Here is a 16,191-nt window from a genome sequence, read left to right on the forward strand (position 1 = left end):
TGGGCTAGACGTGCGGGAGGACTTCGGCGGCTAGTAGGGCGATGTGGTCAAGGTCGTCCATGTCGAGGATCTGCAGGTAGACGCGGTCTGCGCCGATCTTGGCGTAGGCACCGATCTTCTCGACCAGCTCCGCCGGGGTGCCGGCGAGGCCGCTCTCCCGCAGCTCCGGCACCTGCCGGCCGACCGCCTCGACGCGCCGGGTGAGCTCGGCCTCATCCCGCCCACAGCAGGTCGTCAGCGCCACCGACCGCTTCATGCCGCCCGGGTCGCGGCCGAGCTCCTCGCAGGCCTTCCTGGTCTGATCAAACAGCCGGGAAGCGTCCGCCACGGGCTGGAACGCCGCGTTGTACTCGTCGGCGTACCTGGCGGCCAGCCGCGGCGTGCGCACCGGCCCGAACCCGCCGATGATGATCGGCGGCCGCGGCCGCTGGGCCGGCTTAGGCAGCCCCGGGCTGTCGGTGACCGAGTAGTACCGGCCCTCGTAGCCGAAGGTCTCGCCGGCCGGGGCCGCCCACAGACCGGTGATGATCTCCAACTGTTCGGTAAGCCGGTCGAACCGCTCGCCGATCGGCGGGAAGGGGATCGCGTACGCCTGGTGCTCGGCCTCGAACCAGCCGGCGCCGAGGCCGAGCTCGACGCGCCCGCCGCTCATCTCGTCGACCTGGGCGACGGAGATCGCGAGCGGGCCCGGGTAGCGGAACGTGGCGCTGGTCAGCAGCGTGCCCAGCCGGATGCGGCTGGTCTGGACGGCGAGCCCGGCGAGCGTCACCCAGGAGTCGGTGGGCCCAGGGCCCGGGTCCCCGCCGCCGATCCGCAGGAAGTGATCAGAGCGGAAGAAGGCGTCGAACCCGCCCTCCTCCGTGGCCCGCGCGACGCCCAGCTGCTGGGCATAGGTGTTGCCCTGCTGCGGCTCGACAAAGATCCGAAGGTCCATGTCTTCCTGCCTACCACCGCCGGCGGACGCGCGGGTGTCTGGGAGCCCGTTCTTTTCGCAACGTGACGAGGGCCGCTGGCGGCAGGTCCGCCATGGTGTGCGGCGGCAGGGAGGCCGGGACGTGCGCGCGGCGGCCGCGCGACACGGCGCGGACGCATGACAGAGAGCCCGGAGGCGGCAAAGCTGACCGACTGTGCGTGGTCAGCGGTATGCGGAAGATGTATTCCGATTGATGTTCGCGCTCGCCATGGCGACGCTCGTCGCCGCCGCGGCGAGCGGCTGCTCGAGCGACGGCGAGGCCGGCGCCGCCACGGTCACCCATGCCGCCGGCACCAGCGGCATGGGCACGATGACCATGCCGGCCGGCACGACGATGCCGCCGGCGAGCACCTTGGCGTCCACTCCGGCCACGGGGGCCGGCGGGCGCGGCGTCTACGCCCACACCGGCGCCGGCGACCTGAGCCCCAAGGTCGCCGGCCAGCGCTCGCTCGTCTATGTGCCCAACAGCGACGGCGACTCGGTGACGGTCATCGACCCGAAGACGTTCAAGGTCATCGACGAGTTCACGACGGGCGCCAAGCCGCAGCACGTCGTGCCGTCGTGGGACCTGTCGACGCTGTACGCCACGAACAACACCGGTAACAGCCTCACGCCGATCGACCCGGTCACCGGGAGGGTCAAGGGCTCGAACATTCCCGTCGCCGACCCGTACAACATGTACTTCACCCCGGATGGGACGTACGCGATCGTCGTCGCCGAGGCTCAGCAGCGGCTGGACTTCTATGACGCGCGCACCTGGAAGCTCCACCGCCAGCTGCCGGTGACCTGTCCCGGCGTCGATCACATCGACTACTCGGCCGACGAAAGCTACCTGATCGCCACCTGCGAGTTCTCCGGGAAGCTGGTCAAGGTCGACTGGAAGAACCAGGAGGTGCTCGGCTACCTCACGATCGGCGGGATGCCGCAGGACATCAAGCTCGACCCTCAGGGCGAGGTTTTCTACGTCGCGGACATGGACCAGAACGGCGTCCACCTGATCGACGGTGAGAGCTTCCGCCAGATCGGGTTCATGCCGACCGGAAAGGGCGCCCACGGCCTCTACCCGAGCCGTGACGCCAAGGTGCTGTACGTCTCCAACCGCGGGGAGGGGACGATCTCGCTCATCGACTTCGCCACCAGAAAGATCGTCGACCGCTGGGAGATCCCGGGCGGCAGCCCGGACATGGGCGGAGTCTCGGTCAACGGCGACGTGCTGTGGCTCTCCGGCCGCTACAACCGCGAGGTCTACGCGATCTCCACCAAGGACGGCGGGCTGCTGGCCCGCATCCCCGTCGGCGCCGGCCCGCACGGCCTGTCGGTATGGCCCCAGCCCGGCCGCTACTCCCTCGGCCACACCGGCATCCTCCGCTAAGGGGCGGCCCCGCGCCGGACGCTCCGCGCCCGGCGCCGGGTACCGCCCTCAGGCGCTGAGCCTAACCTCCCAGATCGGCTTCGCCGATCCGGCAGGGACCCTGCTCGCCACCTGGTTCGGGCTTGCGGCCTATGACGGTGGCTGACCTGGTTCAGGGCTGACGACGTGGCTGGGATAACGCCAGCGCTGAGGCGCCGTCACCAGTGGTGGCCAGGTTGCGCTGACTGCTCAGCAGCAGCCCATATGAGTTCCTTGACCAGCAGCCAGGCGAGGGGTCTCCGCCGATCTGCTGCCGAGACTGGGCAGGGCGGAACGTGCAGAATCACGTCCAGCCGGTCCATAGCAGATCGGTGGGGAAGCAGAGATCGGTGGGGAAGCATTCATGACCGTGCTTGACCGTTTTCGGCTGGATGGCCGAGTCGCCATCGTCACCGGTGCGTCGGCCGGCCTCGGCGTCGCGTTCGCGAAGGCGCTCGCCGAGGCGGGCGCGGACGTCGCCCTCGGGGCTCGCCGGGAGGACCGGCTCAAGGAGACCAAGGCGCTGGTGGAGGGCGTCGGCCAGCGGGCTGTCGCGGTGCGGACCGACGTCACCGAGCCGGCCGACTGCCAGGCGCTCGTCGCCGCGGCGATGGCCGAGTTCGGCCGGGTGGACATCCTTGTCAACAACGCCGGCATCGGCACCGCTGTGCCAGCCACCCGGGAGACCCCCGAGGAGTTCCGCTCCGTCGTCGACCTCAACCTGAACGGCTGCTACTGGATGGCGCAGGCATGCGGCCGGGTCATGAAGCCGGGCAGCAGCATCGTCAACATCTCCAGCGTCCTCGGCATCACGACCGCGGGCCTGCCGCAGGCGGCATACTCCGCCAGCAAGTCGGGCCTGTTCGGCCTGACCAGGGACCTGGCGCAGCAGTGGGGCACCCGCAAGGGCATCCGGGTGAACGCGCTCGCTCCCGGCTTCTTCGCCAGCGAGATGACCGACCAGTACCGCCCTGGCTATCTGGAGGCCCAGTCGCCCCGACGGCTGCTGGGCCGCACCGGCGACCCCGAGGAGCTTGCCGCGGCGCTGATCTTCCTCGCCAGCGACGCCGGCGGCTTCGTCACCGGCCAGGTCCTCACCGTCGACGGCGGCTTCTCCATCACCTAAGTCTGCAGCGGCATGAGCTCGCGGGCGAAGTCGTCCAGGAAGGCGGGCAGGCCCTCGGGCCGGATCATGGGGTAGATCACGAACTTGCTGACGCCGGCGGCGACGTGGTTGGCGATGGACGCGCGAGCGGCGTCCCAGCCGACCGGGACGAACACGCCGGGGTCGACGTCCGGGCGCCGTGCCCGGATGCCGGCCAGCTGCGCCGGTGGGAGCTCGTCGAAGGCGACCCGCAGGCTCAGCCCGAAGTGCTCCTGATCGACCTCGCGGCCCGCCTCAGCCGCCGTCGCGTTGATGACCTCGATGCCCGCCGCCGCGTCGGCCGGGGTGACGAGGCTCGCGAGCCAGCCGTCGCCGAGCCGGCCGATCCGGCGCAGCGCCGCCGGGGCGGCGCCCCCGAGCCACAGGTCGAGCGGGCGGGCCGGCAACTCGCCGATCCCGATGGCGTCCAGGTGGAAGAACTCGCCCTGGTGGGTGACGGACTCCTCGGTGAGGAGCCGGCGCACCACCGTCAGTGCCTCGTCGAAGACGTCGCCGCGGCGGCCTGGCGGCACCGGGAAGGCGCTGCGCTCGGAGGCGCGCGCCGGGCCCAGCCCGACGACCGGCAGTACACGGCCCGGTGCGAGCGCGGCGAGCGAGACGATCTGCTTGGCGAACAGCGCGGGGTTGCGGCCGGGCAGCACAGCGACGCCGGTGCCGACCTTGAGCCGGTTCGTGCGCGCCAGCGCCCAGGCCATCCCCATCATCGGGTCGACGGCGGGCGACGAGAGCTGCTCGGACAGCCACAGCGAGTCGATGCCAAGCTGAGCGATCCGCTTGACCAGCCCGGACAGCTCATCCCCCGCCGCCCCGGCGAACCCGACCCCGATCCGGACCTTCATATGCCTCCCCACCGATCTGCCAGATTCCGCCCATCGCCGATCCATACGTTCGGCGCTGATCCGACCACTTGGCAGATCCGCACCTCCCAGATCACGACCTCCCAGATCGGCTTCGCCGATCCGGCAGGGACCCCGTCCGCCGATCCGGCAGGGACCCCGGGGGACCCCGGGCCTGGCTAAGCCTCGAAGAACCCCACCGGGCGAAGGCAGATCCACAGCCTTCTCAACTAGCTGCCAGATCCCGTGCCTACGCTAACCCGCGCAGCCGCCGCGATGACGCGGATCGACGAGGAGCTGAGGACTAAAGGTGGCGTGGTTCCACACCACGCCCTTGGGGATCCCGGTGGAGCCGGACGTGAAGATCAGCATTGCCGGGTCATGGCCCCGTCGGCGGGGCGCGCGGGCCGCCGGGCGCGCGGCGGTGGCCACCGCGTCGAGATCATCGAGGCCGCCGAGATCGTCGGGCGCGCGGGCGTCCTGGGCCTCGTAGCCGGCGCCGGGGCGGTCGCCGATCGGGAACGGCTCGACCCAGAACGGGAGCAGGCTGGCCGGGTCGGGCGCCGCGTCCGATCCGTCGGCCAAGCCGCCGGTGCCCCCGACGGTGGGCCCTGTGGACGGGCCCGCGCACACGCACAGGTCGGCGCCGGCGAGCTCGAGGATCTTGGCCATCCGCTCGGCCGGCAGGTACGCGTCAAGCGGCACAAATGGCCGACCCGCCTTGAGAATGCCGATCATCGCGACAACGGCGGCCGGGTCGTGCCCGAAAAGCAGCGCAACCGGACGAGAGGCGTCCGTTGTCGTGTTGGCGCGATCCAGCAGCCGGTTGGCCAGATCATCCGACCAACGGTCAATCTCACCGAAGGTGAGAGTTCCTCTGTGTGAGCGAAGTGCCACTTCATCAGCGCATTGGCGAACGACGAAATGAAACCGCTCGAGAACGTTCGCGTCCACCTCGTCCGCGGTGGTTGGTGGCACTCACACCCGCGGGCGCGTGCCCCTCGGAGCCGCCGGCCTCGACGTCGCCGTCACGCTGGACCTCCGCAGTTCTCCCGTTTCTTCTTAACCAGAGCTGACGGCTAGATATAGCACAGGCGGTTCATTGTGGAAACGACCTCAACTATCCGGCCACCGCCCATCAAGTCCTATTACGATGTAGAACCTGGAGCCCGCACACAGCCGCCCAGCGCACTCCCAGACCCGCAACACATGTAAAGAACATGTTTCGCGCAAACTTCGGCGCGGGGCCAGCGGCCAAGCCTCGCCCCCCGGCCGCACCCGCCCGGCGTCCCGGTCACCCGGCGGGCTGGGCCTGTCGGTTCCGCCCCGAGCGCAAGGGCCGGTGGGAGAAGTCGATGGGAGATGAGGGACCGATGGGAGAAGGCGATTGACCGGCCACCGGCCGGGACCGACCCTGGAGGCATGGGTGACATCGGCAAGCCGGAACGCATCGTCGAGGACGAGCCGATCTCCTGGCCGGATGAGGAACCGCTGACCGTGCCGGCCGAACCGCTCGAGCCGGCGGAGCCCGTCCCGGCCGGGGCGACGGCTGGCACCCGCGGGCGATGAGCCTGCTGGGCTGGCGACAGTGGGCCGTCGACCGCGCCGGGCTGCTCCGGCCGGCCTGGACGCCCTGGTCGCCCTATCCGCCCGAGCTGCTGCTGTGGCGACCGGACGGCCTCACCCGCGCCCACTGTCTGCGTGGCCCGCACGACAGGCCACCGGGTGAGCACGACAGGCCGCCCGGAGCTCGCGACGAGACCGGCTCAGGTGGCATCCCCGAGGCGGAGTGCGGCTGCGGGCTGTATGCCTGGCGCGACCCCGCGGAGCTGGCCGCGGCGCCGCATCCCCGCTGGACGTCGCTACCGATAGTCGTCGGTGTCGTCCGGCTCGGCGGGCGGGTCATAGTCGGTGAGCGCGGCTACCGCGCCGAGCTCGGGTACCCCGTCGCCGTCCTCGACTCCGCCGGTGTCGTCGCCACCACCTACCAGCTGGCCCGTTACCGCGAATGGCGCGCCCTGGTCTCGGAGTGGCACCCGGGCACCTCGTCCGAGGCCGCCTGAAGTACGTCTCAGGACCGCCCCACTGATCCGCTTACGGCGGCACGGTACGGGCCATTCGTGACCATGCTCGGTCAGAGACGGCCTGATCGATGGTGGTTTACCGAAAGCGACCAATCCCCCATTACCGGTAAAGTTCCGGACGACGCGTCGTGGGTGACGGCGCGGCATGGCCACGCTGGGCCGGTCTAGGGGTGATATGTCCGCCACCGACGAGCGTCCGATCGCCTCTGCCCGCGACGGGCGTGGCTCCTCGGCCACCGCTGGCCCGGCAGAGGCCCCGACGTCAACATCCACCGCGCCCTTGTCGCCGTTGTCGCCAACGTCACCGTTGTCGCCAAGTTCGCCGGCGTCCGAGCCTGGCAGCCGCTTCCCGGGCAGAACGGGGCGCCGGGGGGCTGGGCCCGGGCATCGCCGCCACGAGCCGCGACGAGTGCCGCGCTGGCTGTTACTGTTCGCCGCCTACTGTGCGCTGGCCGTGCTGATGCTGCGCTCGCTGTGGGTGGACCCGGGTGCCCGCGGCTACGGCGTCTCGGACGCGACGCTGTTCACCTGGTACATCGGCTGGGTCCCGCACGCCATCGGCCATGGGATGAACCCGTTCGTCACCGACATGATCAACGCGCCGGACGGCGTCAGCATCCTGTGGAGCACCCCGGTGGTGCTGCTCGGTGTCCTCGTCGCGCCGGTGACGCTGCTCGCCGGCCCGGTGGCCGCGCTGAACACCCTGCTCACGCTCGCCCCGGCCGTCTCGGCGATCGCGATGTACGGCGTGGCCCGCCGCTGGGCGGGAACCGGGCCGGCGGCGGTCGCGGGCCTGCTCTACGGCTTCAGCCCGTACATGGTCGGCGCCTCCCTCGGCCACCTGCATCTGACGTTCGCCCCGTTCCCGCCGCTGCTCCTGGCGCTGCTGCATGACCTGCTCGTCCGCGGCCCCGGCCCGCGGTCGCGCGACGATGGCGAAGCCTCGCGCGACCGCGGGCACCCTGGCCGACGCAGCGCGCGGCGCACCGGGCTGCTGCTCGGCCTCGCCGTCGCCGCGCAGGCCCTCATCAGCGAGGAGCTGCTGGCGACATCCGCGCTGGTGGGCGCGCTTGGCCTGCTGATCCTGGCCGTCTATCACCCGTCGGTGGCGCTGGCGAAGGCCGGCCAGATCGCGCGGATGCTGGGCTGGTGCGCGCTCGTCGCCGGCGTGCTGCTCGCCTGGCCGCTGGCGGTGCAGTTCTTCGGGCCGCACCGGGTCCACGGCGCGATCCAGCCGCACGACGTCGCGGTCGCCGACCTGTTCACCTTCGTCGTGCCGACGCCGTTGCAGTGGCTGGCGCCAGGCCAGGTGCTCGACCACAGCCTCGGGTTCACCGGCAACGCCGTGGAGGTCAGCGGCTACCTCGGCGTTCCCCTGCTGGTGCTGCTCGCGGTGCTCGCCGTCCGGCTGCGCCGGGATCCGCTCGTCCGGGTCCTCATCCCGCTGTTCGTCCTCGTCGCGCTGCTCTCGCTCGGCGGGCACCTGCACGTCGACGGCCGGATCACCCGCGTCCCGCTGCCGTGGGCCGCCGTCGAGAGGCTGCCGTTGCTGGGCAGCGCGCTGCCGTCCCGGCTGTCGCTCTACCTGACGATGTTCGCGGGGCTGGCGCTCGCCATCTGGCTGGAGCAGCTTCGCTTCCGGCCGTCGCCGCGCCGCGCGGGCGCGGCGGTGCTCGCCGCGGCCGCGCTGCTCCCGCTCGTCCCGGCGTCGTTGCACGCCCGCGAGATGCGGGCGCCGGAGTTCTTCACGACGGCGGCGGTGGACGTGATCCCGCGCGGCTCGACGGTGCTGGTGGCGCCCTACCCGCGGCCGGACACGCCGGCCGCGATGCTCTGGCAGGCCCACGCTGACTACCGGTTCAGGCTGGCGGGCTGCTACTGCACCGTGCCCGCGCCGAACGGCGGGGCGCAGTTCCACGGCGCCCCGAGCCCGCTGACGACCGCGATGCTGCGGGTGGAGGCGGGCACGCTGACCCCCGCCGAGGCGCTGGCGCTGCCCGGCCTGCGTGAGGCGTACGCGGCGCTGCATCCCGACGCCGTCCTCATCGGCCCGGCGCGCAATCGGGCCGCGCTGGTCGAGCTGGTGGACGGCCTCACCGGCCACCGCCCGGTCGACGAGCCTGGTGGCGTCGCGCTCTGGGCCGAGACTTTCCGGCCTTGAGGCGGTCCCTCCCGTCCCGCGGGCTTACGGTGACTCGGACGGTCAAAAGGCCTGCCGGTAGCGCGCGGCGAGCGACGTCTTTGAGTGACGACCCAGATTCATTCTGTAGACGCGAGTCAGTGTGCCGGGAGAGCCGGGATGGGTGCTGACGACCGGCCGCGGTAGACGCGAGAAGCTGTTCGAGACGGCTGCCCAGATTGCCGTCCGGGATGATGGAATGGCCGGGGGAACGCCCGTTCGGGCCGGAGGGGCGGGGAAATGCTCGCCCTCCGTGCCCGCGGCGGCACACGTCCCAACGGGGTTATGGGGGTGACGTGACGGCCGGTCCAGCCGCAGTCCGAGTAGTGGCGGGACGCTATCGGCTTCTCGCTCCGCTGGGCGCGGGCGCGATGGGGACCGTCTGGCGTGCCTTCGACAAGCTCCTAGAGGCCGAGGTGGCGCTCAAGGAGATCGAGTTCGCCGGCGGTGTGCCCGACGAGGAGCGTGCCGACCGGGTCGAGCGCGCGCTGCGCGAGGCCAAGCACGCCGCGAAGCTGCGCGCGCACCCGCACGTCGTGACGATCCTCGACGTCGTCCTGGAGGACGGCCTGCCCTGGATCGTCATGGAGCTGGTGCAGTCGCGGTCGCTGTTCGACGTCATCCGCCAGGACGGGCCCCTGCCGCCCGCCGAGGTCGCCCGCGTCGGCCTCGCGATGGTTGACGCGCTCTCGGCCGCGGGCGAGTTCGGCGTCATCCACCGCGACGTCAAGCCGTCGAACGTGCTGATGGCGCACGACGGCCGGGTCGTCCTCACCGACTTCGGGATCGCGACCGGCGACGGCGATCCGACACTGACCGTGACCGGTGTTATCGGTACCCCGCTTTACATGGCCCCAGAACGGCTGAACAACGAGCCAGCGACGTTGGAAGCCGACCTTTTCAGTCTTGGCGGCACTCTTTACTTCGCTGTGGAAGGTCAGGCACCGTTCGCGCGGGAGAGCTTCAGCGCGATGCTCGCGGCGATCGTGCTCGCCCCGGCGCCACCGCCGCGGAACGCCGGGCCGATCACCGCCGCGCTGCTCGGCCTGCTGGAGAAAGACCCGAAGACGCGGATGCGCCCCGCCGCCGCTCGGCAGATCTTCCTCGACACGATCCGCGCGGTCGACCCGAGCTACGTGGACGTCGACGCGACGGCCACCACGCCGCGCCGCCTCCGCGGCACGACCGTCGACGTCCCGCCCAGCCGGTCGGACAGCGACGCCAGCCTCCCACCGACGGGTCGGCCCGCGACGGGCCGACCGGAGCCCGGGCGAGTGGGAACGGGGCCCGCGGAGTCGATCCGGCAGGTCCGGGAGCCCCGGGAGACCAGCCGGGACGCCCGGGCCGACAGCGCTCGTTCCCAGCCGACGGAAAGCCGGCCGCTGCCGCCCGCGGAGCTCACCGCCCTCGAGGAGGACGGCGCGATCGCGCTGCGCTGGGCGCCGTCGCCCACGCCCGGCGTCGTCTACCGGGTGTTCCGGCTGATCGCCGACCCGGCCGCCCCGGGCGGCTGGCGCTCCCGCGGGCTGGGCACCACCGGGGTCACCGAGCTGTTCGACGCCGGCGTGCCCAAGGGCGTGCCCTTCCGCCACCAGGTCGTCGCGACGTTCCGCGACGCGACCGGGCACTCGGGCGGCGGTGGCGGCACCGGCCAGGAACCGTCGCCGGCCGCGTCGACCCCGGTCAGCACCATGCCCCGCATCCTGGTGCCCAGCGTGACGGCGCTGCGCGCCGACCTCGACGGCGACGCGGTGGCCCTGTCCTGGCGTCCGATTCCCGGCCACAACAGGGTCGTCATCGAGCGGATCTTCGACGAGTCGTCGTCCTTCCAGGGGGCGATGCGCCGGTTTCGCGGCTCCGGCGGGCAGTACCTCGACAACGACGTCCAGGCCGGCGCGACCTATCGCTACCGCGTCTGGGTGGCCCCGCCCGTCGCCAGCGCCATGTTCGACCCGTCCAGCTGCGCCGAGGTGACCGTGACCGCGGTGCCCCGCCCGCGTCCCGTGACCGACCTGGAGAGCCGGGCGACCCTCGGCGGCACCGTGCTGCGCTGGACGACGGTGCCCGGCGCCGTCGTCCGGATATACGCCACACCGGTCGCGACGGGGTCGGGCCTGTCCGGCACGGGGCCGTTCGGGCCCGCGGGCCACGAGGTACGCGTCGGCTCGCTGGAGGGCCGTGCCCGGCTCGTCGGTGAGAGCCGGCGCGGCCGGTTCGTCGACAACGAGGGCGGCGCCGAGGTCGTCTACACCCCGGTCAGCGTCGCCGGCGACCGTGCCGTCATCGGCGCGGCCGTCATGCAGACATAAGGCGAAGCCGGCTCGAAGGTCGCTTGCGCGACCGCTCCGGACCTCCCAGATCTGCTCCGCAGATCCGGCAGGAACCCCGGCTTCGCCATCGGGCGCCTAGGGCGCCCTCCTAGCCTGATTTCGGGGCTGAGTCCAGGTGTACGGCCGGGGCTGGTGTCGATCGGGGTCGGGATGTGGTCGCGTTGGCAGTGCGCCAATGCGCCGTCACTTGCTGTGGCTGGGTCGCGGTGGCAGCTCACCAGAGGGGCGTTGCGCCCGACCTCGTCGCTTGACGGTTAGAACCGTGGGATGCCGGGGGCGCCCGGCCCGCGCTGGTTTTGGGGTGAGGCATGGAGCGGTGGCTGGTCCGCTCCGGGGTAGAAGAGGCGGCCGGGTCAGCGGTGCGCTGACGCGCTGTCGCCAGCGGTGGCTGGGTCGCGTGAACGCATCGCTTTCCGGCCCGGCGTGCAATGCACAGGCTGATCGGACGCAGGTCATGGCTGGGCGGGAGACTGGCGTGGTGAGTGACGCGGCGCTGGTGCGGTACGAGCAGGTCGACGAGGCGACGGCGCGGACCGCGAGCCGGCGCTACTGGGAGGACGAGGCGAGCGACTACCAGCGCGAGCACGGCGCGTTCCTCGGCGACGTCGACTTCTGCTGGTGCCCGGAGGGGCTGCGCGAGTCCCAGGTCCGCCTGCTCGGCGACGTCGCGGGCCGCCGGGTGCTCGAGGTCGGCTGCGGGGCGGCGCAGTGCGCCCGCTGGCTCGCCGCGCACGGCGCCCACGTAGTCGGCGTCGACATCTCCGCGGGCCAGCTCGCCCATGGCGTCGAGCTCAGCCGGCGTACCGGGATCCCGGTGCCGCTCGCCCAGGCGGACGCGGCCGCGCTGCCCATCGCCTCCGAGTCTGTCGATCTCGCCTGCTCGGCGTTCGGCGCGGTGCCGTTCGTCGCGGACAGCGGGGCGGTGATGCGCGAGGTCGCCCGGGTGCTGCGGCCCGGCGGGCGCTGGGTGTTCTCGACCAACCACCCGATGATCTGGTGCCTGCCCGACGAGCCGGACGAGGCCGGGATGCGGGTCATTCAGAGCTACTTCGACCGGCGCGCCTACCTGGAGCGCGACGGGTCCGGACAGCCGGCCTACGTCGAGACGCACCGGACCATGGGCGACCGGGTCCGCGAGATCGTGGCCGCCGGGCTCACTCTGCTCGACGTCGTCGAGCCGGAGTGGCCGGAGGACAACCACGAGGTCTGGGGCCAGTGGGGGCCCGTCCGCGGCCACTACCTCCCCTCCACCGCGATCTTCGTCACCGCCAGGCCGCTGTAGCCCAGTCGCTTCGGCCTCAGCACCGCCGGGCGAGCGGCCCGGCGTCGCGGGCGTTTGGGCGATCAAACAAGGCCAAAGGTCCCGGCGACAGGACCGATCGATAGGCCGCGCAGCGGCGCGGGGCGCCCGGCGCGGCCACGGCCGTGTCACGCGGGATCACCCCGACCCGCCGCAAAGGGTCGCGCCAGGTCACCCAGGATGCGGGGTCCTCACGAACGGTGGCCCCAAACGCCCGACTAAGGTGCTTGATGGCGAAGAGTCGCACTGGCACCACTCAACCCATGAGTGACCTATTCGACAACGCCGCACGCTTCCGCCCCACTTGGAGAACAACGAGCCGGCCTGCCGCAGGTCGATCCGGCTTGCCCCGTTATGTTTGGCCCCGCGTTCGCAGTTAGGGGCTGACTGTGTACCACGCCAACCTCACTACCGGGGAGGAATCGCCCACGATGCGGCTCACCCCGGTAGCTCGTCTACGCGCCGCGGCCATCCTGGCTGCTGGCGCGCTTGTCGTCACGGCGGCCGGGTGCTCCACCAGCGGCGACGACACGACCTTCACCCCGGCCGCGGCGGGCACAAGGGCGAAGCCCACCGTCATCCCCAACGAGCTGCCACCGATCGGCAAGTTCATCAGGCAGTCCGACGGCAGCCAGGTGACAACCGTCAGCTCGGACTACCTGTTCGACGTCGGCAGCGACCAGCTGCTGCCGGAGGCGACCCAGGCCCTGGCCGAGATCGTGCCGACCCTGCGCGAGCACGCGGGAAGGATCGAGATCGTCGGCTACACCGACGGTCTCGGCTCCACCGACGCGAACCTGGAGCTGTCGAGGCACCGCGGGGAAGCGGTGAAGGCGGTCCTGGTCGGGGACGGCATCGACGGCTCGGTCCTTCAGGTTGTCCCGAAGGGTGAGGATGGCGCGCAGGACGGCGTGCCGGACTCCACCCGCCGCAAGGTGGAGATCGTCCTCAAGTGATCACCCTCAGCACCCCTCACCTCCGTAGCCGGCTCGCCATGGCCTTGGCCGGTCTGCTGGTCCTGGTGCCGGTCTTGGCCGGCTGTGACATGAACAGCCTTCTCGGCAAGAAGGCCGGCGACTGCTCGACCTACCAGGAGAAGCCAAAGAAGAACGCGGCCACGCCTCTCCTGCTCGTCCTGCTCGACCTGTCCAACAACTCCGCTGCGACCGGGGAGCAGGTCGCGACGGCCATGCGGCCCTACATCGACACGGCGCTCACCGACGGCCAGTACGTCAAGGTCATCGCCAACGGCGGCACCGGCGCCGGCGTGAAGACCTTCCCATGCTTCACCGGCGACACGCCGTTCCTCGTCAAGCGCGCCAACAGCACTCGGCAGACCAAGGACCGCACCAAGGGCGGCGAGGCGCTGCAGACGGAGTTCAGCCACGTCGTGCAGGAGACCCCGGTCAGCGCGACCGGCAGCGTCACGAGCCTGCTCGGCGCCGTCAACGACGACGTCCAGTCCCTGCGCAACACCCCCGGTGTGAACCTCGGCGACGTCACCGTGGTCGTCTGGAGCGACCTGATGGGCACCGGCGAGCAGGGCGACTGCATGAACCTGGACGACAAGCAGGCGACCGTGAGCGTGGCCGAGGGCATCGTCGAGCGCTGTTTCGCTACCTCACAGATCAGTGCCGTCAAGGACACCAAGATCCGTTTCATCGGCACGAACCAGGGTGATCTGACGGCACCCCAGCAGGATCTCTCGCGCTATCTGAGGGGCGAACTGTGTCGGCGGCTGAGCAGTGACTGCAGCTAGCCGCTCGGCGGCCACCGAGAGCCGCGTGGTTTCACCCGCCAGGGTGACGCCACGCGGCCTTGCCGTCGGCGGGACCAAACCGGCCGCCGCGGGCTTCGCACGCATCAGGGCCAACCAGCTAGCAGGAGGCGCAATATCACGCCGCCTGCACGCCGCCGGAGGCCTCATTCCTGAGGGTTATCGACCGGAGGCACTGGTATGAGCAGCATCTACGAGCAGCGGGACAGGCCAGGCACCGAGCCCGCCACTGGTCCGGACGGGTCGTTCATCGCGTCCACGCAGACGATGGGGCGCGCGCGAAAGGCTCGGGGCAGTGCCTTCAGCGAGGCTCGGGACCAGCACTACGCGCCGGCGCTGATGCGATCCGCCGTCGTCATCTTCATCTGTGGCATCTCGATGGTGCTGGTCGTCGGGTTCCTGTGGCTCACGATGCCGTCCTCGTCGTCCGTTCGGGTCTCCGTCAGCGGCTCGATCTTCGTGACGGCGATCGGCTTCTTCCTGTCCGGCAACACCTTCCGGCTGCGTGACGTCCGTCGGCGCATCGGCAACCGGGCACGGGCGGGCCTGATCGCGCCGATCGACGCGCTCTCCGAGCTCCCGCCGCGTGACACCATCCAGCGCCGCTTCATGATTGGCGCGGTCGCGGCGTTCGTGGGCCTGACCGCGCTGGTCTTCATCGCAGTCTTCGCGAACGGCGATGGCTCGGGCGATGGCTCGGGTAGCGAGACGGTCATCGCCCCGATCATCGGCGCTATCTTCGCGATGCTGTGCTTCCTCGCCGGCAGCTACTCCCGGCCAATCGACTGATGGCGACGACGCCCGGCTGATGCGCATGCCCACTCGACGACCGACTCAGGTAGTTCCCGTCCAGGCCGAGGTCCCCCGCCGGCCCCGCACACCGGCCAGGACAGACGCCCCGGCCCTGAACCACATCGACACAGGCACGAAGAGATACGGAAAGCGAGACCCAGGTGCTGCGCAGGGGTAACCAGCCGGGGAAACTGGCTAAGCAGCTGATCCGCCGGGTCGGGGACGCCGACATCGCGCTGGCTGGCGCCGAGACCCGTCCTAAGGTCCTCAAGACCCTCGAGGACGCGGAGGTTCAGGAGATCCGGGCCGCGACCCGGGCCGACGCGCGCTCCCTCGAAGAGGAAATCGCCGAGCTGCGCACCGAGATCGACGCTCGGGCGGAGCGGCGTGAGCGGCAGTCCGAGCTCATGCGCCACAAGATCGAACAGGGCCGCCTGTGGCGTAGCGTCGGCATCCAGGAACGTATTCCCCAGCTGCACCTGGGGAAGGGCCCCCGCACCGTGGTGCTCCTGGTGCTCGCCGCACTGGACTTCTACGTGTTCGCGAGCGCCTACGCCGCCCTCGACGACACCCCGCAGTTCAGCGTGGGCTGGTGGCTCGGCGGTCTACTCGGCATCGCCGTGTTCTTCGCGGGCTTTGCCCTCTCGCACGCCATCAAGGGCTCGATCTTCGCCAGGGCCCAGCGACAGTTCCTGTCCGCGGCCGACAACGGACGGCTCGTGATCGACCAGGATATCCGCCCACAGCTGGTGGACTCGAAGTCGTCGCCGCTCGCACTGTGGCTCACCGCGCTCATCTTCCTGGTTCTCATGATCGCCGGTGTGCTGGTGCGTGTGGAGGGCTCGGCCTCCGATGTCAGCCTGCCGCTGATCCTGTTCCAGGGCCTCATCCCGCTGGTGGCGGTCGTCGTCGAGCTCTACCTGCACGACCCGACCGAGCGCGACGACCCGATGCCGAACTGGCGGGACCGGCGGCTGGAGCGCCACCTGGCCAAGGCGGAGCGGCGGCTGCGCGTGGTGGCCGCGCAGGTCGAGGCGCGGGTCGCCCAGGTCGAGAAGCTCTACCGCGTCGAGGAGGCGATCCTCGACGTCGAGCAGAAGGACATGGGCCTGCGGCACACCACCGACCTGGTCCTCAACGGCGGCCACATCCCGACGGTCTCCAGCAACGGCCGGGTGGCCGAGGTCGACCGCGACCAGCTCGAGAAGACCATCAAGATGGCCCGCAGCAGCCGCTCCTGACGTCTCGACAGGCACGGCTGGCACCAGAAAACCAGAACTTCCCGCTGGGGTGGCGGGGGGGGGGGGCGGGGCGGGGGGGGGGGCCCCGCGCCCCCCGCCAGGGGGGGGGCGGGGACACCCGGCC

General features: G+C 71.1%; 14 protein-coding genes. 11 read left to right on the forward strand and 3 right to left on the reverse strand.

All coding sequences use genetic code 11. The annotated features are described in order from the left end of the window. Window positions 1–4 precede the first annotated feature (4 nt). Entirely contained in the window at window positions 5–934 is a 930-nt protein-coding gene (locus QOZ89_RS08315) for an LLM class F420-dependent oxidoreductase (protein ID WP_071047100.1), read from the reverse strand. Between the two features lie 232 nt (window positions 935–1,166). Between QOZ89_RS08315 and QOZ89_RS08320 the strand changes: the two genes are divergently transcribed. Further along, entirely contained in the window at window positions 1,167–2,345 is a 1,179-nt protein-coding gene (locus QOZ89_RS08320; RefSeq protein WP_312623460.1) for a YncE family protein, read from the forward strand. A 382-nt stretch (window positions 2,346–2,727) separates the two neighbouring features. Beyond that, on the forward strand, window positions 2,728–3,489 hold the full coding sequence (locus tag QOZ89_RS08325; protein ID WP_312623461.1) for an SDR family NAD(P)-dependent oxidoreductase: 762 nt from the start codon (window positions 2,728–2,730) through the stop codon (window positions 3,487–3,489). Here the strand turns inward: QOZ89_RS08325 and QOZ89_RS08330 are convergent. Then, entirely contained in the window at window positions 3,486–4,367 is an 882-nt protein-coding gene (locus tag QOZ89_RS08330; RefSeq protein WP_071054547.1) for a TIGR03854 family LLM class F420-dependent oxidoreductase, read from the reverse strand. The genes QOZ89_RS08325 and QOZ89_RS08330 overlap by 4 nt on opposite strands. A gap of 252 nt (window positions 4,368–4,619) precedes the next feature. Beyond that, complete coding sequence (locus tag QOZ89_RS08335) at window positions 4,620–5,318, reverse strand: AMP-binding protein (RefSeq protein WP_312623463.1); 699 nt, start codon at window positions 5,316–5,318, stop codon at window positions 4,620–4,622. A gap of 408 nt (window positions 5,319–5,726) precedes the next feature. Here QOZ89_RS08335 and QOZ89_RS08340 point away from each other — a divergent pair, with 408 nt between their 5' ends. The 9 genes from QOZ89_RS08340 (at window position 5,727) to QOZ89_RS08380 (ending at window position 16,067) form a co-directional block, all read left to right on the forward strand. Next, window positions 5,727–5,933 carry a hypothetical protein gene (locus QOZ89_RS08340; protein ID WP_071054543.1) on the forward strand — a complete coding sequence of 69 codons (207 nt, stop codon included), beginning with the start codon at window positions 5,727–5,729 and terminating at the stop codon, window positions 5,931–5,933. Next, complete coding sequence (locus QOZ89_RS08345) at window positions 5,930–6,427, forward strand: hypothetical protein (RefSeq protein ID WP_071054541.1); 498 nt, start codon at window positions 5,930–5,932, stop codon at window positions 6,425–6,427. The genes QOZ89_RS08340 and QOZ89_RS08345 overlap by 4 nt, the downstream gene beginning before the upstream one ends. 430 nt (window positions 6,428–6,857) lie before the next feature. Continuing rightward, window positions 6,858–8,609, forward strand: coding sequence for a hypothetical protein (locus tag QOZ89_RS08350; protein ID WP_312623464.1), 1,752 nt, complete (start codon window positions 6,858–6,860; stop codon window positions 8,607–8,609). A gap of 389 nt (window positions 8,610–8,998) precedes the next feature. Beyond that, window positions 8,999–10,936, forward strand: coding sequence for a protein kinase domain-containing protein (locus QOZ89_RS08355; protein ID WP_241842451.1), 1,938 nt, complete (start codon window positions 8,999–9,001; stop codon window positions 10,934–10,936). Between the two features lie 499 nt (window positions 10,937–11,435). Further along, window positions 11,436–12,239, forward strand: coding sequence for a class I SAM-dependent methyltransferase (locus QOZ89_RS08360; RefSeq protein WP_083420122.1), 804 nt, complete (start codon window positions 11,436–11,438; stop codon window positions 12,237–12,239). A 449-nt stretch (window positions 12,240–12,688) separates the two neighbouring features. Beyond that, entirely contained in the window at window positions 12,689–13,213 is a 525-nt protein-coding gene (locus QOZ89_RS08365) for an OmpA family protein (protein WP_083420118.1), read from the forward strand. Between the two features lie 38 nt (window positions 13,214–13,251). Continuing rightward, window positions 13,252–14,016 (forward strand): hypothetical protein, encoded by a 765-nt coding sequence (locus QOZ89_RS08370; RefSeq protein WP_071054556.1) that lies wholly within the window; start codon window positions 13,252–13,254, stop codon window positions 14,014–14,016. Between the two features lie 198 nt (window positions 14,017–14,214). Beyond that, a complete protein-coding gene (locus QOZ89_RS08375; RefSeq protein WP_241842447.1) occupies window positions 14,215–14,823 on the forward strand; it encodes a hypothetical protein in 609 nt (202 codons plus the stop codon). A 164-nt stretch (window positions 14,824–14,987) separates the two neighbouring features. Continuing rightward, entirely contained in the window at window positions 14,988–16,067 is a 1,080-nt protein-coding gene (locus tag QOZ89_RS08380; RefSeq protein ID WP_071054531.1) for a hypothetical protein, read from the forward strand. Window positions 16,068–16,191 lie beyond the last annotated feature (124 nt).

The organism is Pseudofrankia coriaricola, from assembly GCF_032027725.1.
Taxonomy (GTDB): Bacteria; Actinomycetota; Actinomycetes; order Frankiales; family Frankiaceae; genus Pseudofrankia.